The sequence below is a fragment of the Gluconobacter japonicus genome (assembly GCF_002723975.1).
GTDB lineage: Bacteria > Pseudomonadota > Alphaproteobacteria > Acetobacterales > Acetobacteraceae > Gluconobacter > Gluconobacter japonicus.
On the sequence record NZ_BEWO01000020.1, the window covers coordinates 1 to 24,554 of the forward strand.

19 protein-coding genes and 1 tRNA gene are annotated in these 24,554 nt (G+C 54.1%); 7 read left to right on the plus strand and 13 right to left on the minus strand.

Annotated elements, in window-relative coordinates; genetic code table 11:
- Together GJA01_RS11870 and GJA01_RS11875 are read right to left on the minus strand one after the other, a co-directional pair.
- The coding region (locus tag GJA01_RS11870; protein ID WP_145993788.1) for an HAD family hydrolase at positions 1-1,870 on the minus strand (1,870 nt) is incomplete at its 3' end.
- A 185-nt stretch (positions 1,871-2,055) separates the two neighbouring features.
- Positions 2,056-2,334 (minus strand): helix-hairpin-helix domain-containing protein, encoded by a 279-nt coding sequence (locus tag GJA01_RS11875; RefSeq protein WP_061931909.1) that lies wholly within the window; start codon positions 2,332-2,334, stop codon positions 2,056-2,058.
- A 72-nt stretch (positions 2,335-2,406) separates the two neighbouring features.
- Here GJA01_RS11875 and GJA01_RS11880 point away from each other — a divergent pair, with 72 nt between their 5' ends.
- Positions 2,407-3,192: a meso-2,3-butanediol dehydrogenase gene (locus GJA01_RS11880; RefSeq protein WP_062502792.1), complete on the plus strand. Its 786-nt coding sequence runs from the start codon at positions 2,407-2,409 to the stop codon at positions 3,190-3,192.
- Between the two features lie 136 nt (positions 3,193-3,328).
- Here GJA01_RS11880 and GJA01_RS11885 read toward each other — a convergent pair whose 3' ends face one another.
- From GJA01_RS11885 to GJA01_RS11910, 6 genes are all read right to left on the minus strand, one after another.
- Positions 3,329-4,180: a hypothetical protein gene (locus GJA01_RS11885; protein ID WP_253783154.1), complete on the minus strand. Its 852-nt coding sequence runs from the start codon at positions 4,178-4,180 to the stop codon at positions 3,329-3,331.
- Between the two features lie 217 nt (positions 4,181-4,397).
- The gene (locus tag GJA01_RS11890; RefSeq protein ID WP_062502794.1) at positions 4,398-4,949 is read right to left on the minus strand and encodes a hypothetical protein; all 552 of its coding nucleotides are present in this window, start codon (positions 4,947-4,949) and stop codon (positions 4,398-4,400) included.
- A 68-nt stretch (positions 4,950-5,017) separates the two neighbouring features.
- Positions 5,018-6,361 (minus strand): ammonium transporter, encoded by a 1,344-nt coding sequence (locus tag GJA01_RS11895; RefSeq protein ID WP_062502797.1) that lies wholly within the window; start codon positions 6,359-6,361, stop codon positions 5,018-5,020.
- Positions 6,361-6,699: a P-II family nitrogen regulator gene (locus GJA01_RS11900; RefSeq protein WP_010504156.1), complete on the minus strand. Its 339-nt coding sequence runs from the start codon at positions 6,697-6,699 to the stop codon at positions 6,361-6,363. Before GJA01_RS11900 ends, GJA01_RS11895 begins: the two co-directional genes overlap by 1 nt.
- A 148-nt stretch (positions 6,700-6,847) precedes the next feature.
- Positions 6,848-9,373 carry a TonB-dependent receptor plug domain-containing protein gene (locus tag GJA01_RS11905; RefSeq protein ID WP_062502799.1) on the minus strand — a complete coding sequence of 842 codons (2,526 nt, stop codon included), beginning with the start codon at positions 9,371-9,373 and terminating at the stop codon, positions 6,848-6,850.
- A 171-nt stretch (positions 9,374-9,544) separates the two neighbouring features.
- Positions 9,545-10,723 carry a mechanosensitive ion channel family protein gene (locus tag GJA01_RS11910; RefSeq protein ID WP_172794448.1) on the minus strand — a complete coding sequence of 393 codons (1,179 nt, stop codon included), beginning with the start codon at positions 10,721-10,723 and terminating at the stop codon, positions 9,545-9,547.
- A 443-nt stretch (positions 10,724-11,166) separates the two neighbouring features.
- On the opposite strand from GJA01_RS11910, the gene GJA01_RS11915 reads away from it, so the two are divergent.
- The 4 genes from GJA01_RS11915 to GJA01_RS11930 all read left to right on the plus strand — a co-directional run bounded on the left by GJA01_RS11915 (position 11,167) and on the right by GJA01_RS11930 (position 18,628).
- Positions 11,167-13,368, plus strand: coding sequence for a TonB-dependent siderophore receptor (locus GJA01_RS11915; RefSeq protein ID WP_062502803.1), 2,202 nt, complete (start codon positions 11,167-11,169; stop codon positions 13,366-13,368).
- 67 nt (positions 13,369-13,435) lie between these two features.
- Positions 13,436-14,653, plus strand: a complete 1,218-nt coding sequence (locus tag GJA01_RS11920) for a UbiH/UbiF/VisC/COQ6 family ubiquinone biosynthesis hydroxylase (protein ID WP_062502805.1) — start codon at positions 13,436-13,438, stop codon at positions 14,651-14,653.
- Positions 14,650-15,429, plus strand: a complete 780-nt coding sequence (gene cysE / locus GJA01_RS11925; protein WP_062502807.1) for a serine O-acetyltransferase — start codon at positions 14,650-14,652, stop codon at positions 15,427-15,429. The genes GJA01_RS11920 and cysE overlap by 4 nt, the downstream gene beginning before the upstream one ends.
- 244 nt (positions 15,430-15,673) lie before the next feature.
- Complete coding sequence (locus GJA01_RS11930) at positions 15,674-18,628, plus strand: TonB-dependent receptor plug domain-containing protein (protein ID WP_062502809.1); 2,955 nt, start codon at positions 15,674-15,676, stop codon at positions 18,626-18,628.
- A gap of 70 nt (positions 18,629-18,698) precedes the next feature.
- On the opposite strand, the gene GJA01_RS11935 is transcribed toward GJA01_RS11930, so the two are convergent.
- Positions 18,699-19,859 carry an aldose epimerase family protein gene (locus GJA01_RS11935; RefSeq protein WP_062502811.1) on the minus strand — a complete coding sequence of 387 codons (1,161 nt, stop codon included), beginning with the start codon at positions 19,857-19,859 and terminating at the stop codon, positions 18,699-18,701.
- A 318-nt stretch (positions 19,860-20,177) separates the two neighbouring features.
- On the opposite strand from GJA01_RS11935, the gene GJA01_RS11940 reads away from it, so the two are divergent.
- Positions 20,178-20,984, plus strand: a complete 807-nt coding sequence (locus tag GJA01_RS11940; RefSeq protein ID WP_062502813.1) for an MlaA family lipoprotein — start codon at positions 20,178-20,180, stop codon at positions 20,982-20,984.
- A gap of 10 nt (positions 20,985-20,994) precedes the next feature.
- A complete protein-coding gene (locus GJA01_RS11945; RefSeq protein WP_010504167.1) occupies positions 20,995-21,591 on the plus strand; it encodes an MlaC/ttg2D family ABC transporter substrate-binding protein in 597 nt (198 codons plus the stop codon).
- 85 nt (positions 21,592-21,676) lie between these two features.
- Here GJA01_RS11945 and GJA01_RS11950 read toward each other — a convergent pair whose 3' ends face one another.
- The 4 genes from GJA01_RS11950 to GJA01_RS11965 all read right to left on the minus strand — a co-directional run bounded on the left by GJA01_RS11950 (position 21,677) and on the right by GJA01_RS11965 (position 24,519).
- The gene (locus GJA01_RS11950) at positions 21,677-22,033 is read right to left on the minus strand and encodes a pilus assembly protein N-terminal domain-containing protein (RefSeq protein ID WP_062502815.1); all 357 of its coding nucleotides are present in this window, start codon (positions 22,031-22,033) and stop codon (positions 21,677-21,679) included.
- A gap of 87 nt (positions 22,034-22,120) precedes the next feature.
- Positions 22,121-22,618 (minus strand): GNAT family N-acetyltransferase, encoded by a 498-nt coding sequence (locus GJA01_RS11955; protein ID WP_010504171.1) that lies wholly within the window; start codon positions 22,616-22,618, stop codon positions 22,121-22,123.
- A gap of 74 nt (positions 22,619-22,692) precedes the next feature.
- Complete coding sequence (ettA, locus tag GJA01_RS11960) at positions 22,693-24,372, minus strand: energy-dependent translational throttle protein EttA (RefSeq protein ID WP_010504173.1); 1,680 nt, start codon at positions 24,370-24,372, stop codon at positions 22,693-22,695.
- 73 nt (positions 24,373-24,445) lie between these two features.
- A tRNA-Ile gene (locus GJA01_RS11965) sits at positions 24,446-24,519 on the minus strand.
- Positions 24,520-24,554 lie beyond the last annotated feature (35 nt).

The window sequence follows — 24,554 nt, forward strand, 5'->3', positions numbered from 1 at the left end:
CCTCTAATGATTTTTCAATTTCCTCTTGGTCAGTGTTGCTTTGTGGATTCCACCAGTAACTAATGGGGTAAAATTGAGATTTCCCCACTTCTCGCACATGAGGAATATTTCCAAGGAAGGAGTATTCTTGCGCTGTTGGATTTTCAATCAGAGCAATACAAACCGCTTCTGCAGCGTCTTTAAGAGCATCAGCTTTTAAAATAGACCTGTACGGTGCAATGTCTTTCAGAAAATCCAGCATTCCTGCACGTACTTCCCGCACGAAAATATCTCGTGAAAGATCACTTGAATCACGCTTCTCAAATTCTGGCTCAAACCCGAACTTTGAACGACTGACCCGTACAGCAGATGGGGATGCATCCGAAAAAATAAGTTCTAGAATTTCGACAGCACTCATTAATGCCGTACAAATCTTTTTAGGCTCTCCATACGAGAAAAAAAGATTCTTAATTCTATCGTTATTATAAGCTTTATCGTGCGTCCCAAGATAAAACCCTGACAGACAACTACCCAGAAGTTGGTCGATAGCTTTGTGCGACGTAAGTCCCCAACCAACATCTACAAGGGCAATATCTTCATCTTCGTACTGATCCATTTCAGATCTGAGATAGTCCCGATATGAATTAGCCTCTGAACCAATAATCTCGCGCCACTTAGAACCCATACTCTCAAGATATTTGAGGAAATCGTGATAATTATCACTTTCAAAATCCTCAACATCCTCTGGAAGAGCAAGATGCAGCCTCTTTAACTCTTCAGAAAGCCGAAGAACCCCAGAACGATAGGGAAAGAGAGAAGGTAAAACCCAAAAAGCATTCTTTGCCAGAAGAGGCACAAGGCACATTCGCCTTGAAGACCAAATAACTCGAAAATCTATAGATGTGCCGAATATCTCGGCAGCCTGTTTGATCGTAAATCCGTCGCGAGTGAGACAAAAAAGCGCTTTTTTGCCGTTAGCTAACGCTTCTTCTTCCATAAAACTCAGAAAAGCAGCAGCTGTAAGACCTCCTTGAATATAACCGAAAGCCCGCGCGACATTATAACCTACCCCGAAATAGCCCTCTTTAAGTCGGCGAGAGAGATTTCCAAGGAGAAGAGAAGATTCCAAAGTGTCCATATTTTTGAGAGCAGATTTGACAGTAGGGTTAATACGGTCATCCTGCATCAATTCTTCCATCGCCGATGGAAGATGTATCGACGCTACTCCCTTTTCATTTGCATTGATAAAATCTGATTGAATATTATCGCCAAAATGAATTATTTCTTCCGGAAATACGTTTAATTCTCTACAAACTTTTACAAAAGATTTTCCGTTATATTTTCCAATATCTTCTTTCCTCCAGTCACTAGAAGAAAAAACATGGTCCAAATAGAGTCCATTTTTTATTAATATCTTTTTTATCTGCTCGGAACTAAGATACATATCGCTGATCGCAATAGTTTTAAGCCCAAGTTTTTTTGCTATTTTATAAACCAACATTCCGAAAGGATGAGGAAAAAGTAAATCTTCTTCCTCACTTACTTCCATATCCACTCCAAAATCTTTTTTATTATGATCATCATAAATCATAGAATATATCTGATCTATGGATGTTTCATAAGAATCATATTGTATTTTTGATTTTTCGCGTGAGAGAGCTTCTGCAGCAATACGTTTTGCGTAGAAGTTATCTATATTATATTTTTCTTCTATAATTTTAAATACATCTTTAGGGTCTGCGAGATTCCGAAAAAGCAATGTATCAAATACATCGAATGATACGACACTAAAATTCTTTAGTGTTTCTTCTATAATTTCAGGAGAGAATGGGCCTTTCCCGTCCTGAATATTAATAATACGATGCGAAACCGATATTTTACTGTTTTCCATATCTGTAGCCAAACTTCAATTTTTAAGATCGTTAGAAACGAAAGGAGAGATTTTGTAAATGATCATATCGACTACACGATACACGTGTAAAGTTTGAAAATATTTAGACGCAAGAATATATTTTACTAAACGGCAATTGTATTAAAATAAATCAGTTGAAAACCATAATCCTCAATGGATTATGATCAATTTCCAACACAAAACGCCCCTGCTTTCATCCGTTCTTTACGGGATGGCGTGAAGACCCACCAATCCAGAGCTTCTCCTGTCCGAGCCTCATGGATGGTCGCGGCAAAAACGTCATGTACGCAGGGATCATGCCTCTGCCCGGTGAGCGCACACAGTTTCACGTAAAGATCATCTGCTTCACACGCCGCCAATTGCGCTGTTGATGTTACTCCGAGAACAGCAAAATCAGCTAATGCTGCCTTACCTACATTCTTCAGTTTCGCAAGATCGCTCATCCTTAGGCTCCTCTTCAGGCAACCATGCTCTCACTGACACCTTAATGTCCTAGCAACAAAAGGACATCATTCATGGCACTTCACGGGTTATCACGTTTCACGGATCGAAAAGTCCTTGTAACAGGGGCGGCATCCGGGATTGGGCACGCAACCGCTCTCCGCTTTCTGGAAGAAGGGGCACATGTTCTTCTGGTTGATCGGGACGAAGACAAACTGAATGATGTCATGACGTCTCTTGACCCGGCAAAAGCGACTGCTTCCCTAACTGATATTTCCCAACCCAAACAGGTTGAAGCACTTCTCACCTTCACACAACAAACCTTTGGAACACTTGATGTCCTGGTGAATAATGCCGGCGTCACAACAATAGGGACTGTGCTGGATGGCGATCTGTCCGCCTGGGAGACGGTCTGCGCCACCACATTGACCGGCACCCTGAATGTCAGCCGGACTTTCCTGCCACTCCTCATCAAAAGCAAAGGCAATATCGTCAATACGGCTTCTGTTTCGGGTATGCGCGGCGACTGGAATACAGCCTATTATGACGTGGCCAAAGGCGGCGTCGTGAACCTGACCCGCGTTCTCGCCATGGATCATGGTAAAGATGGCGTCCGCATCAATGCCATCTGCCCATCCGTAACCCGGACTGCCATGACAGCAGAGGCCGTGAAAGACGCTGCTTTTGTTAAAAGTGTTGAAGACCGGATTCCTCTACAACGTCTAGGCGAGCCAGAAGACATGGCCGCAGCCATCACCTTCCTTGCCAGCGACGATGCCACTTACATTACGGGCCTCATCATGCCAGTTGATGGAGGCGTGACCGCATCAAACGGGCAACCTCCCTTCCCTATGAACTGACTTACTCCACGTCTCCGCGCTTGTTCTGCACGGAGACGTTGCCTGAATGCGTTGAGAAAAAATGGAGATTCCTGCCTTTGGGAAGCGGCGGCTGGTCATTTGAGAGCGTAAAATACATTCTGTTTTCACGCAGGTTCTAGAGAACAATCTTGTTCTCGAAAAACGGCAGTCCCAGGCTGCCAATTTGAACATCGTCCTGAAAAAGAACCTTCTCGTCTTCAATGGAAAGATCACCCATTGTCATATTCCTAACCGTTGCCACCTGCCCGACACTCATGAAGCCATCATAATGCGTGAATTTTTTCTGCTCCCCCAATCCTGAGAGACTGTCTTTCAGAGAGGAAATCCAGGCGGATGGAAATGTCGTGTACGTCAGGTCAGGATTAAAGCTGATGTGCCTTTTCTTACCGCCAATCCGTAGATGAACTGTAAAATCATCGTCCATATATAAAGAGCGACTCTCTTCCCCAAGGAAGGTGTCTATTGCGCCCTTACAGGCAGCGTCGCGGCTAAACTCAAGATAAGCAAACTTCCGCTTGGGAATGTCTATCAAAACAGAAAGACGGGAAAGCGCGGCCCGCCCCAATACACCAACGATCGGCCTGCCATCCACGCTTTGTGCTGTTGGCCGCTCCAGCAAAACAGCATCCACATCTTTGAGCGCTACACCGTCCAGAACAAGCTCAGAAATTTTGGAGTGATAAGCCCGTTCCTGATAGGTCCCGTTGATAATGACCCTCGCGTCTTCATCGGCCTGCGGAAATTGGACGTCCCCAGAGTTGCGAATGTAAATATAATCAAATGCGGGGCTGACATACATTGCAGCCGGTTTGCCATTGATGGTGACGGGGATCAGCGGCGCATCGCCTTGCCCTCCCAGAAGAGGCAAAAGAATTGGTGCAGTCACACACTCGACAGAATTTTCCGCCTGCGCGGTTTCAATGAACAGCCCTGAGGACACAAGAAGAGCAAGAACCAGTTTCTTCATATTCTGTGGCCTTCCGGGTGACACGCTCAGTATTTCAATACGTCATCAGCTATGGGGCCATCTGTCCCCTCAGTCTTTTTTGCTGATGTCTTTCTCCGTTATAATCACCCTACGACAGCAGACTGAATATTGAACGAAACAGAGCGACCTTCATAAAAAAAAGCCTCCAATCCAGATCAGGATCGAAGGCTTTCAAACATATCAAAGCTCAGAAGATTTATTCGCCCTTGAGACGGCTATTGCACTGGGACCAGTATCCGCCGCCCTTCTGGATCCACTTAAGGTTCCCGTTCTTCCCCGTTGCCTTGTTGGCATTGTACTGCGCCACGCAGGTCTTCATGCGGGCCTTGCCAGGTGTCAGGCTGGAGAACTGAGAAGAGACCGCCGTTGGAAACACCACATTCCCAGACGTAACCGGCACAGTCTTGGATTCAATCGGAGCCTTGGTCCCCGCAACAGAAGAATCAGGCGGGTTCGCCTTGCCTGTCGTAACAGGCACCGTCGTCGTGGGAGCCGTGGCCGCAGAAGCCGGAGCGGCCGTCGTGGCTGACGGAGCGGCAGCCTCAGGCGTTGCATCCGGTGTTTCCGTACCACAGCTTGCAGCCTTGAAAGCCTTGTAGCTCTGGCCATTCAGCGTACCGCCCTTCTTGGCGGCCTGGAAAGCAGCGTGACATTCCTTGGCCGTCATCGCGTGAGCAGGAACAGTAGCGAGCCCGGCCGCCAGAACAGTGGCGAGGGTTAGGCGGGACAGCAAACGGTTGGAAACCATGAAAAAACATCCTTGTCTGTCAACCGGAAGGTCGTAGCCTCCCGGCCCGGAAACGCCAGTGACTACGCTCAGTTGATACGCTCACCATGCATGGTCATGTCGAGGCCTTCAAGTTCCTCTTCTGCGGAAACGCGCAGCCCCATGACGCGATCCAGAATCTTCAGGATCACGAACGTCATGATAACACACCAGACAATCGTCACGCAGACCGCTTCGGCCTGCGCCAGAAGCTGCGACAGGCTCCCAACCGTTCCCGTCGGGTTCGCATCCGTTGCAGAGAGCGGCCCGTAAGCCAGAAGCCCCGTCAGAAGAGCACCAATAATTCCGCCTGTTCCATGGACACCAAAGGCGTCAAGGCTGTCATCATAGCCCAGCGTATGCTTGAGCCACGTCGCGCTCCAGAAGCAGACCGCACCCGCGATCAGACCGATCACGACGGCACCACCCGGAAGAACAAAACCAGCCGCCGGCGTAATCGCGACGAGGCCAGCCACAACACCGGAAATAATACCCAGAGCTGTTGGCTTTCCGGTGCGCGCCCATTCCACGACCATCCACGCCACGCCACCTGCAGCCGCGGCAAGCTGCGTCGTCAGCATGGCCATGCCCGCACGGCCATTCGCACCCAAAGCAGACCCGGCATTGAAGCCAAACCAGCCAACCCAAAGCAGAGAGGCACCAATAATGGCGTAGGTCAGATTGAACGGAGACATGTCATCCGTACCAACGCCACGCCGCTTGCCCAGAACATACGCACAGACTAGGCCCGCCACACCGGAGTTGATGTGAACGACTGTACCGCCAGCAAAATCCACAGCTCCCAGACCAGCAACCCAACCCGTCGGGCTCCAGACCCAGTGAGCCACAGGGGCATAAACCACAAGCAGCCAGAGAATGGTGAAAACACACATGGACGAGAACTTCATGCGTTCCGCATAAGCCCCTGTAATCAGCGCTGGCGTGATGACGGCAAACGTCATCTGGAACATCATGTAGACGCTCTCGGGGATCGTCATCGGAACAGCGGCTGCCGTCCCCGCACCCAGCGTGAACGCAGAATCCACACCATTATGGAAGTTCGCAGCCACACCGTTCAGGAGGGCCTGGGACAGATCACCAATCCATGGCGTACCATTCGAGAAAGCCAGACTGTACCCCGCCACCATCCAGACGAGGCTGGCAATACAGCAGATGGCGAAAGACTGGATCAGCGTGGCAAGAACGTTCTTCTTGCGCACCATACCGCCATAGAACAACGCCAGCCCCGGAACGGTCATCATCAGCACAAGCGCTGTACTAACCAGCATCCAGGACGTGTCACCCGTATCAATGGCAGCCGGAGCATCCGCAGCCATGGCAGAAGCAGGCAGCAGAGCCGCCGCTGCCATGAGTGAAAGACAGGAGCTCTTCATCACAGAGCGCCCTCCCCGGTCTCTCCCGTGCGGATACGGATAAGCTGATCCAGGTTGGAGACCATGATCTTGCCATCACCGATCTTGCCCGTCCGGGCAGCCGTCATGATCGCCTCAATGACGTCTTCCACGACAGAATCCGATACAGCAATTTCGATCTTGAGCTTCGGCAGGAAACTGACGTGGTATTCGGCCCCACGATAAATTTCCGTCTGGCCTTTCTGGCGACCGAAACCTTTGACTTCCGTGACGGTCAGACCTTGTACGCCCAGCGGCGTCAATGCCTCACGGACATCGTCAAGCTTGAAGGGTTTGATAATGGCGGTGACGAGCTTCACGAACGGCATATCCTCGTTGGGTATCAGCAGACTGGCGGGCAGTATGGCCCAGATTGTACCAGTTCAACAACAATATACGAAACAGCCCGGAGACGCCGGAAAACCGACATCTCCGGGCCTATGCAACAGACCTTACCCTGCCAGTACCTCAGAACGTGGCGTTGACTCGCCCGTAATAATAGCCACCCGTGATCCCGATTCCGGCAGAATCCGTATCGTAGATCATGGCCCCCAGGTAGTTGTTGTACTTGCTCACCCGGCGCGGACGCTGGTTGAAGATGTTGTTGGCACCCACGGCGAAGTGCCACACGTGATTGAGACGGTACCCAACCTCAAGATCTGTCAGCCAGACCGGTGTATTTTTGAACTGTCCCCAGCAACTGTTGGAATACTGAAGAGGAGAACCTTTGCAGGTGAGATTTGCAGGCGTCTGATCCTGATACGTCAGCATGGAGGTCGTCTCGCCGTAACGGGTCTGACGGACGTTCACATCCCACTGACCAATGGTCCAGTATGCGTTCAGAATGATCTTGCTACGCGGAGAGGTGGACGTCAGGTACGCAATACTCTGTTCGTTCAGGTAGGAATTGCCCTGTGAGTTTGTATTGATGTGGCTGACGCGTGTGCGGTTCAGGTTGAGCGCCATCGTCAGATCAAGATTTCCATACCGATGCATATGCAGCAGATAGTCAGACTGGATATCGAGACCCTGCGTTCGCGTACTACCGACATTGGCAAAATAGTTGGCAGATACGTCACTGGACATAATATCTGTTGGCAGTGTTGCGCCCGTCATGGCTATCGCCGAGATGGCAGTGTTACCATAAATGGAGCCTGCACCGGAAATGCGGTCACGGATGTTGATCTGGTAGACATCCGCAGAAATATGCCAGCCATCTACCGGCTCAAGAATGATACCGCCTTCTGCACTTGTAGACCGCTCGGGCTTCAGTTTCTGTGCACCCAGTGCGCGTCCTGCCGCACCTGAAGTCGACAGAAGGCCAGAAGCACCCGTTGGAGACACATTCAAAGCACTGAAGTTTTCTTCCGGCAGGGTCGGCGCGCGGAAACCGTTGCTGATCGTAGCACGGACAGCAATACGCTTCGTGATGTCATAGCGCGTGGAAATCTTGCCGTTCTCAGTGTTGCCAACGTCGGTGTAATGCTCAAACCGGCCAGCAAAATCGAGATCCCAGTGCTTCAAAGGATGGAAATCACCATCCAGATAGGCCGCCCAGACATCACGGCTCCATTTACCTGAGTTCTCAGGCATCAGGCCCGCATATCCCTGCGTTCCGCCCTGTGTGTAAGACGCGATTTCGCCGGGCCAGATCTGATAAGTTTCAAGACGATGCTCGCCACCGAAAGCCACGGTCACAGGAACAAGGTTCGCAATCTTCAACTGACGGCGGAAATCAAGATTGTTCGTCCACTGCGACAGACGATAGGTTTCAGCACGAACCGTCGTCGGGGGCGTGCCCGTCTCTTTAATCAGGTTCGGATTGGCTGTATTTTTGTTGCCGATGTCACTTTCATCCGCACCATAGGTCGAACTCAGATCCCATGAGAAACCAAGAAAGTTATCACCTTTCAGACCCAGCGTAGCGGCATAATCATTTTCTTCAATGGTCTCGAGCGGTGAGAACCCATAAGGATAAAGCGTCGGCGCGACAGACGGCATACGATAGTTCTCGTAAGCCTCGGAATGACGATGCGCATAGGTGATGAGACCATAGCCCTTCACACCTTCCGTCAGCGTCTTGCCAAACTCGATGCTGAGATTTTCGCGGGTTTCTTCCGGTGTGCTTAGGATCTTGTTGGAATTATGCGGAACTGTGAAGCCTTTGTACTCCGGGTTTCCTGGAACCGTACGCACATCCGTCGTGTTCGGGACCATATGATCCGTGTGATAAACCTGCCCACTCATATGGACATAACCGTCACCCAGAAAACCAAAGCCGCCATCTGCGCCAAGCTGATACTGCCAGCCATCGCCATTATAGGCGTTGGCGCCCGTCTGGGCCGTCATGTTCAGACCATGTGGCGTCTTTTTCAGGATGATGTTCACAACGCCTGCAATCGCGTCTGAGCCATACATGGCCGCCGCACCATCACGCAGGATCTCGATGTGATCGATTGCAGAAGCCGGGATCATGTTCAGATCGACCGGCGTCGAACCCTGCTGCGGACCTGCATCAGCATAAATATTGGCTGTCGTATGACGACGCTTGCCATCCACGAGAACCAGAACTTCATTCGGGTTCAGACCACGCATCCGGATCGAGGACGTGAGTGCGCCCGCATCACTTCCCATGGCGTTGACTGTAATGGACGGATCGGTACGAACGATGGCGTCCGCCAGGTTCATCTGGCCGGAACGCCGCAGCGTTGCCGCGGTAAGAACACTGATAGGGCTCGTGGAATCCCGTGCCCGGCGATTGAACGCATGCGTTCCCGTCACGATCATCTGTTCGTTGCTGTTGCTATCAACCGCATGAGAGCGACGCGGCGTTACAGCAGCCTGACGAACGGCTGTTTTCTTCCCGGTGGTTTTGACCGTTCCCTTCGCGGGTGTCGTGGCCTTGGTCGATTTGTGCACAGCAGCAGAGGCCTGATGTGCTGGATGCAGAATCGTAACGATGGTGGTAGCGAGAAGAAGTGACTTGAGGCGCATTCAGGCTGTCCTAATCAGATCCGGTGTTCAGTTCAGATTAGGAACGTTTTTTAATGTGTCTACGGTTATTCCCTTCTCGAAACTATATCACAGCGTTTCCAGTGCACAAATGTCACACCATCAGGCTTACAAACGTAATTATTGAACCCTCCTGTGTGACACTATGAAATTTCAGGGAACAACGGGCGTTTTCATATCCGGACCGCGATATTTGGTATCACCGGGTCGATTGACTGGAGGTGCCATGAGACTTTCCGGCCACGGCATGTCAGACGGAGAGTCAGAAACGACAGCCGTACGGCCACGCGGAAGACATTCTGGCAGTTCGTCCTGAATCCGCCGCAACATGCGCTCGCGGATATCGCAGGACAGATTCCACATGCGCCCAGCGTCTGCTGCCCCTGCAATCATACGAATGGAAATGACCTGAGCGTTGCTGTCCGCAATCTGACAGGCGACGGAAGAGCGGTCCTGATCCCAGTCCGGGCAATGAACAATTTCTTCCATGAACATCTGCCGGAGCTTGTCCATCGGCGTCCGATAATCCAGCCACAGAAAAATGGACCCAATCAGAGACTGTGAACTGTGCGTCCAGTTCTGGAACGGGTTTTCCAGAAAATAGGAAATGGGCACAATGTAGCGGCGTCGATCCCATGTTCTCAGCACCACATAAGTCGCATTGATTTCTTCAACCCAAGCCCAGTCTCCATTCAGAATCAGCATATCCTCCATCCGGATCGGCTGCGTCATGGCAATCTGAATACCAGCAATCAGGTTCGACAGAGCAGGACGCGCAGACAGACCAACGATCAACGAAGCCGCTCCAGCAGAAGCAAAAAGCGATACGCCAAACTTCTGAACGGAATGAAACACCATCAAAGAGGTAGCGACAGTCAGCACCCCAAAAGTAATTTCAATCAGACGCCGAAGAACACGGATCTGCGTCTGATGAGACCGTACCGTAATGTCATCCACATTCTCTTTTGCGCTGATACGGTTGAGATACTGATCCGTCACCAGCCTGAAAGCCCGGATAATCCCGAACCCCAGATTCATGATGAACAGACAGGCCAGCGCGTGCGCCAGAAATGTTTCTGTCTTGGGAGAAAAACCTTCCGTGGCAGGCAAAGCAGCACTCGCTGCAATAATCATCAGAAAATAACTGATGTTCAACCGCAACCTGTTGATGATCGCATGAATGAACTGGATTTTCCGCAATCCCGGCAGCCGTGGCAGTGCGCCAGTAATGAGGCGGCTTAGCAGAAGCGCAATCAGCGCAGCCGCACAAAGCAACAGAATGGATCCAAACGGGTCAGGCAGCCAGTCAAACTGGTGACGGAGAGTGGACATTGAATCCACGTAATTCTGTCTGAACATGGGTCTCCCTAGACAGTCGTAAGCCGTTCCTCTTCAGGTCGCGCAGGGACGATATCCTGAACGAATGAAACGCTATTTCCGGGTACTCCACAGCAGATCCGCTGCGGAACGCTCGACTATAACCTCACGGGAGCAGAACTGTTCCCCAAATAGAACACTACCAATTTTCACTATATTATTTAGTTATTATATCTTCTTCACCATCCTTGTTGCTGAAAAGATACACTGCACATACCCTTTTTTATGCGGCCTGAAATCCAAACATCCAGAAAAACAAATTTAGCAAAAACACTGAATTTATAAGCAGTTTTTAGTTTTTTGCCGAAACGGTATTTAAACAACGATCCACATTGATGTTTTGATTTATTGACATAGAATTTATGTAATTTTCTAATTTAACGATCTGGTGAAGTTTTATGTCGCCCCATTCTTCCATTTTGTCCTCTGTCCTTTCCTTCACCCTTCTTATGTCAGGCACCTCCGCCGTTGCATGGGCAGCGACACAGAATGAGCCACCGGAAACACGCACAAAGCCTCTGACCGACGCTCGCCACACCGTACAGAAATCGCGTCCTGCGTCTTTCCATCATGCGAAAAGCGGACATCCGGATGAGCCAGATGAAAATTTCACCGTCCGTGGTCATGCCCATCCCGTTAATGGTGGGGCGTTGGGGACCAAACGCGTTCTGGACACACCCTTCTCGATCAGAACCGTTACGGCAGCCGAGATTCAGGAACGACAGGTCAAATCCCTTGCCCGCGTTTTTTCGCAGGACGCATCCGTCATTTCAAACGGCGACACATATTCATTCAACGCCTACTCCGTGACAGTCCGCGGTGTGCCGCTTGACGACTACAACGGCTACAAGATCAACGGCACGCCCTTCTTCATGACGACCGTGGAGCTACCGCTTGAGTCCTTCGAGGCAGTACAGCTTCTCAAGGGGGCTTCCGGTTTCATGTACGGCTTCAATGCGCCCGGCGGCATCATCGACTTCCAGACCAAAAAACCAACAGACGCCCGCACGTTTTCCTTCGATGCTGGCTATAGTTCAGGCGCGGTCGGCAGCCAGCACATCGATACAGGCGGCCGCCTCTTTCGGAACGATATTTTCGGATACCGCCTCAACCTCACACATGAAAACGGCGAAACCTACAGCGGCTCTCACGTCACCCGGTTCTCGGGGTCCCTGTCCACCGATGTACGCCTTGCCCCCAACCTTCTCTGGACGGCCGACGCCATTTATCAGGACCGCCAGGTTCGAGGGGGCGTACAGGACTTCTTTATTGATGATCCGTCTGCCTATGGCAGCAACCGCCTGCCCGATGCCATCAGCGGCCATAAAAATCTGACCGCCTCTCCCGCCAGCATGTTCACATCCCACACGCTGTTCGTTTCCACCGGACTACACTGGGACATCACGAAAAACTGGACCGCCCGCATCGATTACAGTCACAGCATGGACTACCGTCGCTATCGCGGGGAGTGGATGTCCCTGCAAAACCAGGCCGGCGACTACAACACCTACATGAGCACCAATCCCGGAAGCTGGGCGCAGTACGATCAGGTTCAGGCCATTCTGGAAGGAAAATTCCGAACAGGCTTCATCCGACATGACTTTACCATGGGCGCCGCATGGCAGGGCTTGAGCAAATATCTGCCCTATGATTCCGACTACGTTGATATCGGAGGACAAAACCTCTACGCGCCCGTCATCAGCCGTTCCTACAGCGGAAGCTGGAACACAGCGACTTACAACAATTACCGCTCCGATCAGGTTGGTCTTTTCGGAAGCGACACTCTGACGTTTGACAAACACTGGTCGTTGCTGGCTGGCATTCGCTTCACAGATTTCCACCAGCTGACCTGGAAGGCTTCAGGCGCGAAAACCGCCCTGCGCACCACCCCCCTCACCCCGACAGCCGCGCTGATGTTCCATCCGTGGAAAGACACCACCATTTACGCCAGCTACGTTCAGGCACTGGAGAACGGCGGAACCGTCGGCGATACCTATAAAAACGCACGTGAAACCCTTCCGCCAATCCGTTCAGACCAGGTGGAAGTCGGTGCAAAAGTGGCTCGTGCAAACTGGGATCTAACAGGCGCGCTCTATCGCATCACACGCGGCGCACAATACGCAAACGCTGACAATGTCTATGTCTCTAACGGCACCGTCACATATCAGGGCGCAGAACTCAGCGGTCATGTAGATCTTCCGTTCGGCATTACGCTTACGGATAGTCTGGGCGCCGAAGGCGGAAAATACAGCAAGGCGGATGCCACCATCAAAGGAAACAAGATCGAGGGTATTCCGCTGTTCCAGAACGTATTCCAGCTGACAGACCGCATCCCCGGCGTACCGGGTCTCTCAGCCACGGCGGAAGTTCACTATACGGCCTCCATGTGGGGTGATAGCTCCAACATCTACCACGTCCCAAGCTATACCCTGCTCAACCTGCGAGCCAGCTATCGCACGAGCATCGGACGCCACAAAGTGACCCTGCGTGCTGAACTCGATAACGCCACGAACCTTCATTACTGGGGTTTTCTGGCCTCTGACTACTTCTTCGTCGGAACGCCACGGGCCGTCTTCCTGAACGCACGCTTCGATCTCTGACTTACACTGGCTCCTCCCTTCCCTCTTCCGCTCCCAACTTCACAGGAGTAGGACAGGGGGCAGGGAGATGAGCACGATGAAAAAGACACATTACGACCTGTGCATTAACGGAGCCGGCCCGGTCGGAGCGACGCTCGCGTGCCGTCTGGCGGCAGAGGGCGTACGTGTTCTGCTGATTGACCGTGCGCCTCTCCCGGGCATGGAAGATCCTTCTCTGGACGGCCGCGCCTACGCCATCGCCGAAGGGTCACGTCAGATGCTCGAAGCCGCGGGCATCTGGGACAATCTGCCCGGCGTCTCCCAGCCCATCCGTGAAATCCGCGTGTCTGATGGCCGCCCTCATGAAGCCGCCTCTCCGCTCTTCCTGCACTTCGGCGTGGAAGATGCGCCAGAAGGCATGAATTTCGGCTGGATGGTCGAAGCCCGCGACTTGCGTGTCGCCATCAATCAGACGCTGGGACAGTATGAAACGCTGGATGTGCGTGCGCCCGATACCGGCACATTCACCTTCCACCCGGATCACGTCTCCATCCGTCTGGCCTCCGGCTCCACTGTCACGGCGAAACTTGCCATCGCCGCAGAAGGTCGTCGCTCCCCCCTGCGCGAGCAGGCTCGCATTGGCCTGACGAAAATTCCCTATCATCAGTACGGGATCGTCGCGACAATCGCCCACGAGAAACCGCATGACGGCGTGGCTCTGGAACACTTTCTGCCAGAAGGCCCGTTCGCCCGTCTCCCCATGCCGGGCACACCGGAACACCCACATCGCTCCGCTATCGTCTGGGCAGAAGGCGAAGGCCGCGCACAGCGTTTCCATAGCCTCCCGCATGACGTCTTTGCACGGGAAATCAAGGCTCGCATGGGCGACGAGGACCTTGGCGCGATTACCCCCATCGGACGCCGCTGGATCTACCCCCTCTCCGCACAATACGCCCAGACCTATATCGCGCCGCGTCTGGCCCTCGTTGGAGATGCCGCACACGGTATTCACCCGATTGCCGGTCAGGGCCTGAACATCGGTTTCCGGGACGTCATTGCCCTTGCCGATCTGCTGATCGAAGCTCACAGCCATCGTGCTGATCCGGGAAGCCATGAACTCCTGACACGCTATCAGCGCCGGACGCGCCCCGGCAACATGGCCATGCTGGCTGCAACCGACATTCTTGAGCGCCTGTTTGGAAACGACAATCCAATCCTGCGGCGCGTGCGCGACCTGGGCATTGCAGGCGTCCATCGTTTTCCACGCCTCAGACAGGCCTTTGTCCGTCGGGCAATGGGCGTATGACCCGCACTCCTGACCTGGCTCAGCTCTGGCGCGACATGCAGTCTCAGGCCTGCAGTTGCCATGACCCGCTGATCCAGGATGTTTTTGCGACCAATATCGGGGATCATGCTGATTTCAGTTCAGCATTGGCCTCCCTTCTTGGGACAAAACTGGCAGACCGCTCAATTTCAGCCACGGCCCTCACACGCCTTGTTGCCTCCATCCTTCAGGAAGTTCCCGAAATCGCGGAAGCGGCCGCCGAAGACATTCTGGCCATCCGGGACCGGGACCCTGCCTGCCCGGACCTCGTCACACCATTCCTGTTCTTCAAGGGGTGGCAGGCTCTCCAGGCCCATCGGATCGCGCATTATCTCTGGCAGCAGAACCGCCGACACCTCGCCTATCATGTCCAGAGCCGAATCAATGAACTGTTCTCAATCGACATTCATCCCGCCGCTCAACTGGGGCGCCGTCTGAGCATCGATCATGGAACAGGCATCGTCATTGGCGAAACCTGCATCATCGAAGATGACGTCTCCCTGTTTCAGGGTGTCACCCTTGGCGGGACCGGAAAACTGAGTGGAAACCGGCACCCGATTGTCCGCCGAGGAGCCATGATTGGTTCGGGCGCCAAAGTTCTGGGCCGGCTCATCATTGGCGAGAACGCGCGCGTCGGGGCCGCTTCAGTGGTTCTGGAAGATATTCCCGCCAATGCCACAGCCGTCGGAAACCCCGCGCGCATTCTCGGAACACTGAAAACTGCTGCCTCCGCAAACCCTGTCCATCCCGCCTCCTGACACAAACAGCAGGCAGGACTCCTGCCTGCACGTCGATATTGTTTCTGTATGAAACAAGATTGTTTCTATGATTAACGCTTTTAATTACCAAGAAACAGAAAGTATAGTTTTGTTTTAGTTTGATGATATTTATGCAACAGCGTGATTAAAGGGCATCTGTTCCAGATATTTCCGGATAGACAAAGTTCTGAGACAAAAACATTACTTGGGGGATCTCAGAAATATAGTCTGACTGTGAGCCCACATGATTCTTCATCGACGCAGGGAGCTGCTTCTGTGCGCTTCCGTTCTCAGCATGGGACTGGACGCGACCGCATCCGCGAACGCACAGACCGCCACGAGCACGCATCACCGTGCGTCCTCTCATCGCACATTCTCACACGCCAAAACGGCTGCTAAAACAACAGCAGCAACACAGGCTCCCGTTGGTACGACGGCATCCGTTGCTTCCACCCCCGCAACACCAACTTTAAGCGCTCAGGTTAATCGCCGTCGTGCGGTTGCTTCTATTGATGCGGGCCGCTCTGAAAGCGTCGTTGTAACAGGGTCGGCCCTGAGCACGTCCAACAACCAGAACGCCAACCCGGTCCAGATCGTCACGAGCAAACAGATCGAACAGACAGGCGCCACGACACTTGGCGATTACCTGCAACGTCTGCCCTCCATCGGATCGTCTGGAACAACGAACAGCCAGACCAACGGAACGGGCGGCGCCTCCTGCACCGACATCCGTAACCTTGGTCAGAACCGCGTTCTGGTTCTCGTTGATGGCAAGCGCGCCGCCATCAACGGCAACAACAGCTGCTTCGACATGAACACGATCAATGTTCATCAGATCGCCAGCGTTGAAATCCTCAAGGATGGTGGCTCAGAACTTTATGGTGCCGATGCCGTTTCCGGCGTCATCAACATCAAGCTCAAGCACAACCTGAGCGATGGCAACATCACGGTTCGTGGTGGCATCACAGATGTTGGTGACGGCCAGACAGGCATGATCTCCGGCTACAAGGGCTGGAACTTCGATCATGGCCGCGGCAACGTGACCGTCTCCGGCTCCTACATGACCCAGAGCGGGATCAAGCAGAACAGCCGTTCCTGGGCCAACCCGGTTCAGATCAACGATCCTGCCAGCGCGTCCAGCATCTCTTATGGCTCGTCCATTCCGACTGCCGGCCGTTTCATCACGGATAGCGGGGATTATCTCGCAACCGGTACAGGTGGCGTCCGTAATTTCACAAAATCTGACCGCTACAACTACGGCAATGACCAGAACCTGACGAACTCGCTAACAAACGCGACGCTCGGTTTTGACGCGCATTATGACATCAACGAGCACTTCACCCCGTATCTGAACTTCAATTACAGCCACCGCAATTCGTCCACGACGATGGCAGCGATGCCCGTTTCCGGCAGCATCTATCCGTCCACGCTGCCAACAACACTGTATATCCCTGCCGACTACCCCGGGAACCCAACGGGTGAAGACGCAGTCATGTACAAGCGCATGTCCGAATGGGGGAACCGTCGCAGCGAAACCGCATCCGACACCTACACCGGAATTGCAGGCGTAAAGGGCGCAATCACCCACGGCTGGAACTATGATCTGTCCTATTCCTATGGATGGAATCAGGTCATGTCGCAGACATCAGGCGTCGGCAACTACGCCAAACTGCTTCAGACCTATGGTCTGGAACAGGTCGAACCCGGAAACTCGGACAGCGCGCTGATCTACAATCCGTCTGTCTGCAATGCAGCCGCTGGCTGCGTCCTGTCCAACCCGTTCACGAAGCTCTCGTCCGCAGCGGCAGCCTATTCCAACTACACGTCGCACGATCATTACTATTACCAGCTGCGTGACCTGAATCTGCGCATCAACAACAACCATGTTGTGCATATGCCGTGGAAGAACGGTGGCGATCTGGGTATCGCGCTGGGTATGGAACATCGCGGCGAGCAGCTTGCCTACCATCCGGATGCGCTCGTTGAGTCCGGTCAGACGCTAACGAACTCCGCCTCCTACACGGGCGGTGGATTCAACGTCACGGAAGGCTACCTCGAAGGCAAGGCCACGCTGCTGCACAATGCGTTCCTTGCCAAGGATCTGACGATCGACGCGCAGGGCCGTTACTCTGAGTACAACACGTTTGGCAGCGCCAAGAACTGGAAGGCCTCCATCAACTGGGCGCCAATCCAGGACATCCGCTTCCGCGCGACGCTTGGCACGTCTTACCGTCAGCCGAACGTTTATGAACTGTATGGCGGCCAGTCCCTCGGCTACGCGTCTGCAACAGACCCGTGTGACTCCGTTCAGGCGGCCTCCTATGGTGCAAAATCTGCAACGGTCGCCGCCACCTGCGCCAAGCAGGGCATCAATTCTTCAAGCTTCACTTCGGCCTATTCCGGCCAGACGCCAACACTGTATGGCGGCAATTCCAAGCTAAAGCCTGAAACCGGCCGGACCTACACGATCGGTACGGTTATCACGCCGCGCTGGATTCCGGGGCTCTCGGCTTCCGTGGAATACTGGCACTACACGCTCAAGAACATGATCACGTATCTGAGCAGCCAGTACATCATGGATCAGTGCTATACGGGTGCCAACACGAACTATTGCAGTGCCATCACGCGTGTTGCCAGCACGGGTCAGATCAACTCCGTTACGTCCACCTATGCCAATATCGGCGGCCTGAAGACGAGCGGTATCGACTTTGATTTGGACTACCGTATCCGTGTTACAGCCCACGATGTCCTGACGCTGTCCAACAACTTCCAGCAGCTCGTCAGCTATCTGCAGCAGAACGAGGTCGGCGGTCAGTGGTACAACTATGCAGGCCGCATGATGTATCAATCAGGCTACGGCATGCCGCGCGTGCGTGATTATGCGACAGTCGGCTGGCAGCATGGCCCCGTCGGCGTCACCTACATGATGAACTACATCGGTGGTATGCGCTGGAACGACGGCACAACGGACCTGACACGCGCCAACGGTTATGGCCGCACCAGCACCCCTGGGATTTTCTCCCACGATGTGACGGTGACATACCGCTGGAAGACCTGGAACTTCCAGGGCGGCGTCACCAACATTCTCGACAAGAAGCCACCTTTTGTCGCCAGCGGAACAGACAACAGTGCCTCGGCACTTTACGGCAACCTCTATATGGGCCGTTACGTCTTCCTTCAGGCAGGCGTGAACTTCTGATCCTCCGGGTCAACAGAAAGGGGGCGGTCCTTGCGGATCGCCCCCTTTTTTGTTCGCGTGCCCGAAAGCCTTACTTGTTCGAGAACTTGAAGATCGTCGTGTAATCGAAGGTCTGGCCCGGCTTCAGCTCTGTCGTCGGGAAAGACGGATGGTTCGGGCTGTCGGGATAGTGCTCAGCCTCGAACGCAACAGCATCGGTCTGACGATAAGCCCGACCAGAAATGCCAGCATAACCACCATCCAGCGAGTTGGACGTATAGACCTGAAGACCCGGCTGGTTCGTCAGGATTTCCATGCTGCGACCAGAGCGGGGATCGTAAACCTTGCCCGCAAGGCGCGGAGCCTGACCGTAAGCGCCGTTAACAACCCAGTTCATGTCATACCCGCGGGCATACATCATCTGCTGATCGTTGCTGCGCAGACGGTCCCCAATGGTTGTCGGCTTGCTGAAGTCCAGCGGTGTTCCTGCCACGGGAACGATCTGCCCGGTCGGAAGGGATGTGCTGTCCGTCGGCGTGAAGCTGTCCGCATTCAGCTGAAGGATTTCCGGCTCGATGCTGCCCGAGCCTTCGCCATTCAGGTTCCAGTAGCTGTGGTTCGTCAGGTTCAGAACTGTCGGCGCATCAGTTGTGGCGACATAATGCAGGGCCAGCGCATCGTCATCGCCCAGTGTGTAGGTAATGTGCGTCGTCAGAGTACCAGGAAAGCCCTGATCGCCGTTAGGGCTGACCAGCTTGAGGGTCACATACGCGCCAGATCCGTTGGTCCCGGTCTTTTCAAGCGTCCAGACATTCTTGTCGAAACCCTTCTTGCCACCGTGCAGGGCGTTCGGGCCGGCGGTGATGTCCGTATGATAGACCTTGCCCTCAACCGGGAAGCTGCCACCTGCCAGACGGTTGGCGTAACGGCCGATCATGGCCCCAAAGAACAGGCCACCCTTGGCACTATCGACCGTGTAGCCCTTCAGGTCACCGAACCCGAGAACAACATCCTGAACATGCCCGTTGCGATCCGGCGTCTCAACGGACTGGATGATGCCGCCATAGGTAATGACACGAACGGTGACGTTATGATCGTTCTTCAGCGTCACAATCCGAACGGCCTTGCCGTCCGCCGTTGTGCCCCAGGGCTGTGAACTGACAGCCGGGTGAGCCTGCGCCACACCGAAGGACAGTCCAACAAGAGCAGCAGTGGCGAAAAGAGGGGCTTTGAGAGAAGCGGAAATAGACACCGAAAAAACTCCGTGGTGTTGAGTTGGCGCCACACTGCTCTCAAAATATTTCAATCGTCAAAGTGCCCGGAGTGTCCTTCAGACTTCTGGATCGTTAAAGGATCACGTTCGTTCCCTGTGTCATAATTTGGAGACATAGAGGGGTGCGGGCTAGCCCAGTATAGGCTATGACTACCGCCTTCCGCAGTTTTCCGCGACGGACGGCTCATGGCTCTGCTAGCGGCATGATAATTGAATGGGAACGGATTTGGAAAATTTCCGTTTTCAGATGAAGTCTTTGTGAGCACGCCCGCGGAGTGGGGTTTTTGAGGAATGGTTATGGACTCTCGGCAGGACAGAATCGGTAAGAAGGCGACGCGCTCGCGTCGTAGCAGAGCCATCGCAGGCGTGTTGGCACTGCTGACGCTGGGGGCCTGTGGCTCCCTGCGCAATCCGCCGCCGAAAGATCCGGACGACCTGGCCGACTACAAGGCTGCCAACGATCCCTACGAACCGTTGAACCGGAAAATGTATAACGTCCAGATGTGGGCCTACCACGTCGCATTGCGCCCCGTGGCCAAGGCCTGGGTCTGGGCCGTGCCGAAGCCGGTGCGTCACAGTATTTCCAATATCAATGAAACCTGGCGCGAGCCTGCCGTGTTCTTCTCCGATGTCGGGGCAGGAAAGCCACGGCGCGCAGGCGACTCGTTCATGCGCTTTACGATCAACATGAGTGCAGGTGTGGCCGGGTTCTTCGATGTTGCCAGTCTGGTCGGATACAAACAGCATGAGACGGATCCGGGCATGACCATGGGAACATGGGGCGTGCCGAGCGGGCCATATCTCTTCATTCCATTCGTAGGCCCCAGCAACTTCCGCGATGGCGCAGGTTACGCGATCGGTCAGGCTCTAACCCCGATCAACTATGTGCCAAGAGGGTACGGGCTGCTGACATTCAACTGGGCTTATAATATTCTGGGCACGGTTGATGGCTTTGCCAACAGTGTGGATCAGATCGATCATCTGGAGCAGGACAGCCTTGATCCGTACTCTTACGTCCGCAGTGCATGGCAGCAGAACCGCCAGAGCCAGATTGACGCCATGCAGAACGATCACCGCGCCACCACCCCAGACTGGTACAACTGAGGACAAACGCATGCTTAAAGCCCTTTCGCGCCGCGCCCTGTTTGGTGCACTTGCTGCAACCCTCACGTTCGGGGCCGGTGTCGCACACGCCAACCCGGCAACAGATTTCGTGAACTCCTTCGGTGGCCAGCTGGTCAGCATCGTCAATTCCAGCAAACCACTGGCTGAGAAAAAGCGTGAAGTTCTCCCGCTGCTTCAGTCCAACGTCGATATTCAGGGCATCGCCCGATATTGCCTCGGCCGCTACTGGCGCACGGCAACACCGGCCCAGCAGCAGAAATATCTTCAGCTCTTCGATCAGGTTCTGGTCAACACCATCACGGACCAGATCGGCAACTATCAGGGCGTCAGCTTTCGTGTGACGGGTTCCACCCCGACACCGGATGGTGAGCGCGTCAATGCTCTCATCGACCGTCCAGGCCAGCCTGAAGTCAACATGCAGCTTATCATTGGCGGAAACCCGTCAAAGGTTGTGGACATGTATGGTGAAGGCGCCAGCCTGCGCATGAACCAGCGTGGCGACTACAGCTCCTACCTTTCCCGCCATGGCGGCGATGTCGGCGCTCTGAACACCGCACTGGAGCATCAGCTCAACAATCACCACTGATGAAACCGTCTGCGGACAGGACATCACAAAAAAAGGCCTCCCGTTTCGGAGGCCTTTTTTTATGCTCGTACCCTAAAGCCCCCAGTTAACGAACGGGACGCTTCACGACAGTCACATGGAAACGGTAAATCGTGTCTTTTCCCGTAAAAAGAACATCGGTCTGCCCTTCATGATGCGCCAGAATTTCCGCAACTTTCTGGGACACGAGATTGACGTGTAAAACATCTGGCAAACTCAGGGTCGCGGTTTGCAGATCAGGCGGGAGGGCAACAATCTCCGTCCCACCAACGGGCAGCACAAGCGTACGATCAATAATGTGCATCCCCCCAACAACGCTCTCCGCAGGCTTGACCGCACCCGCTTGAGCCATCGCTGTCCCCGCACTCGCCGCAACGGCCAACACAAACGCTATTTTCCGCATATTTTTCAAAAATTCGGCCACACCACATTCCTCAATGAATACTGTCGTATTGTTTGAGACGGTAGTGCCTGCGGAGCCGGGAAACAAATGCTGTCTCCCCGCTCCGTGTCAGCCGGACGTTATTTCGTAGAGAAACATCGTATTGCCATCGCGTTCGAACGTATCGACATGCCGCATGCCGATACTGCCAAGCACAACACGGGAGGCCAGATTGTCTTCCTTGGCCACAGCCACAATACGTGGCTCTCCTTCATCCAGAACATACCGGATCGCAGCAGCAGCGGCCTCGCGCGCAAGTCCACGTCCGGCAGCCCATGGAAAAATGGAAAATCTCAGCCCAAGACCACGACCATCCGGACGTTCATGAACGCCCGTCATCCCAACAAAGCGCCCATTCTCACGGATGGCAAAAATCCCAATACGGCGCCTGGCCCAGAACGCAACGTCCTCAGCCATTTCCTGTTCCGTATCAAAGCGGCTTCGCACGCCACCAAGCATCTGTCCGAAAGCACCGGCATCAGCCTTGAGAGCAATCATATCCTCAAGATCCGGCCAGTTGACCGGAGTGAGAACCAGACGTGCAGTACGGAGTTCGCGCCCTAGCAAACGGGCCTCCTCAAACCGTCAGAAACCGGGACAGATTACCCTGCCCCGGTGACGAGCAAAAGGAACGGTCCGTCTTAGCGGGCCAGAGGGCGATACTTGATGCGGCTTGGCTCGGTCGCATCCGGTCCAAGACGGCGGCGCTTGTCTTCTTCGTAGTCCTGGAAGTTACCCTCGAACCACTCAACGTGACTGTCGCCTTCGAAGGCCAGGATATGCGTGGCCAGACGGTCAAGGAACCAGCGATCATGGGAGATGACCACGGCGCAGCCAGCGAAGTCTGCCAGAGCATCTTCGAGGGCACGCAGTGTATCAACGTCAAGATCGTTGGTCGGCTCATCGAGCAGCAGAACGTTGCTGTCTTCCTTGAGCATCTTGGCAAGATGCACGCGGTTCCGCTCACCACCCGACAGAATGCCGACGCGCTTCTGCTGGTCAGAACCCTTGAAGTTGAACGCTCCCACATAGGCACGGGACGGAACCGTCCGCTTCCCAAGCTGAATAACGTCCGTACCCCCGGAAATCTCTTCCCAGACGGTCTTGTTGGCATCCAGCGTATCGCGGGACTGGTCAACATAGCCAAGCTTTACCGTCTCACCGATCTTCAGTGAGCCACCATCCGGCTTGTCCTGACCCGTGATCATCTTGAACAGCGTAGACTTACCCGCACCGTTCGGACCGATCACACCCACGATGCCACCTGGCGGCAGCTTGAAGTTCAGACCATCAATCAGCAGACGATCGCCAAAGCCCTTGGAGAGGTTCTCGGCCTCGATCACCGTACCGCCTAGGCGTGGGCCCGGCGTGATGACGATATCCGCTGTACCACCAACCTTTTCAGAGTTGGCAGCCAGCATCTCTTCGTACTTGGTGATACGAGCCTGGCTCTTGGCCTGACGGGCCTTCGGAGAGCTGTTGATCCACTCCTGCTCGGCAGCAAGTGCACGCTGACGGGAGCTCTCTTCCTTCTCTTCCTGGGCCAGACGCTTGCGCTTCTGTTCCAGCCAGGACGAGTAGTTGCCTTCGAACGGATAGCCACGGCCACGCTCGAGTTCGAGAATCCAGTTCGTGACGTTATCCAGGAAGTAACGGTCATGGGTGATGACCATGACGGTGCCCTGATAATCACGCAGCGTCTTTTCGAGCCAGCTGACGCTCTCAGCATCAAGATGGTTGGTCGGCTCATCGAGCAGCAGGATGTCAGGCTTTTCCAGCAGCAGGCGGCACAGGGCCACACGGCGCTTCTCACCACCGGACAGCTTGTCAACCGGGCTGTCGGCTGGCGGGCAACGCAGCGCATCCAGAGCGATTTCCAGCTTGCGGTCCAGCTCCCAGCCGTCGCCTGCGTCGATGATTTCCTGAAGCTCGGCCTGTTCGGCCAGCAGGTTCGTCATTTCTTCATCGGACATCGGCTCTGCGAAGAGCATCGAAATCTCGTTGAAGCGATCAATGGCATGCTTGAGCTTGCCAAAACCAAGAGCGACGTTTTCCCCGACCGTCAGGGTTTCATCAAGCTTTGGTTCCTGCTCAAGATAGCCGATCTTGACGCCCTCAGCGGCCCAGGCCTCACCACCGAATTCCTTATCGATCCCGGCCATCACCTTGAGCAGCGTGGACTTACCGGCACCGTTGACGCCGAGAACACCGATCTTCACGCCCGGCAGGAAGGAGAGCGTGATGCCCTTGAAGACCTCACGTCCACCCGGATAGGCCTTTGTAAGATCCTTCATGACATAGACATACTGGTAGGCGGCCATGCGAGGTCTCCTGATCGGGGTGGAACGTGGAATGGGCGGCAACAGAGGGCACGCCAGACAGAATAAAACACCGTGCGCCCGGAGGGACTCGAACCCCCAACCAAGCCGTTATGAGCGGCCGGCTCTAACCAATTGAGCTACAGGCGCGCGGTTGCTGCACGAAATCGCTTACCTGACGCATT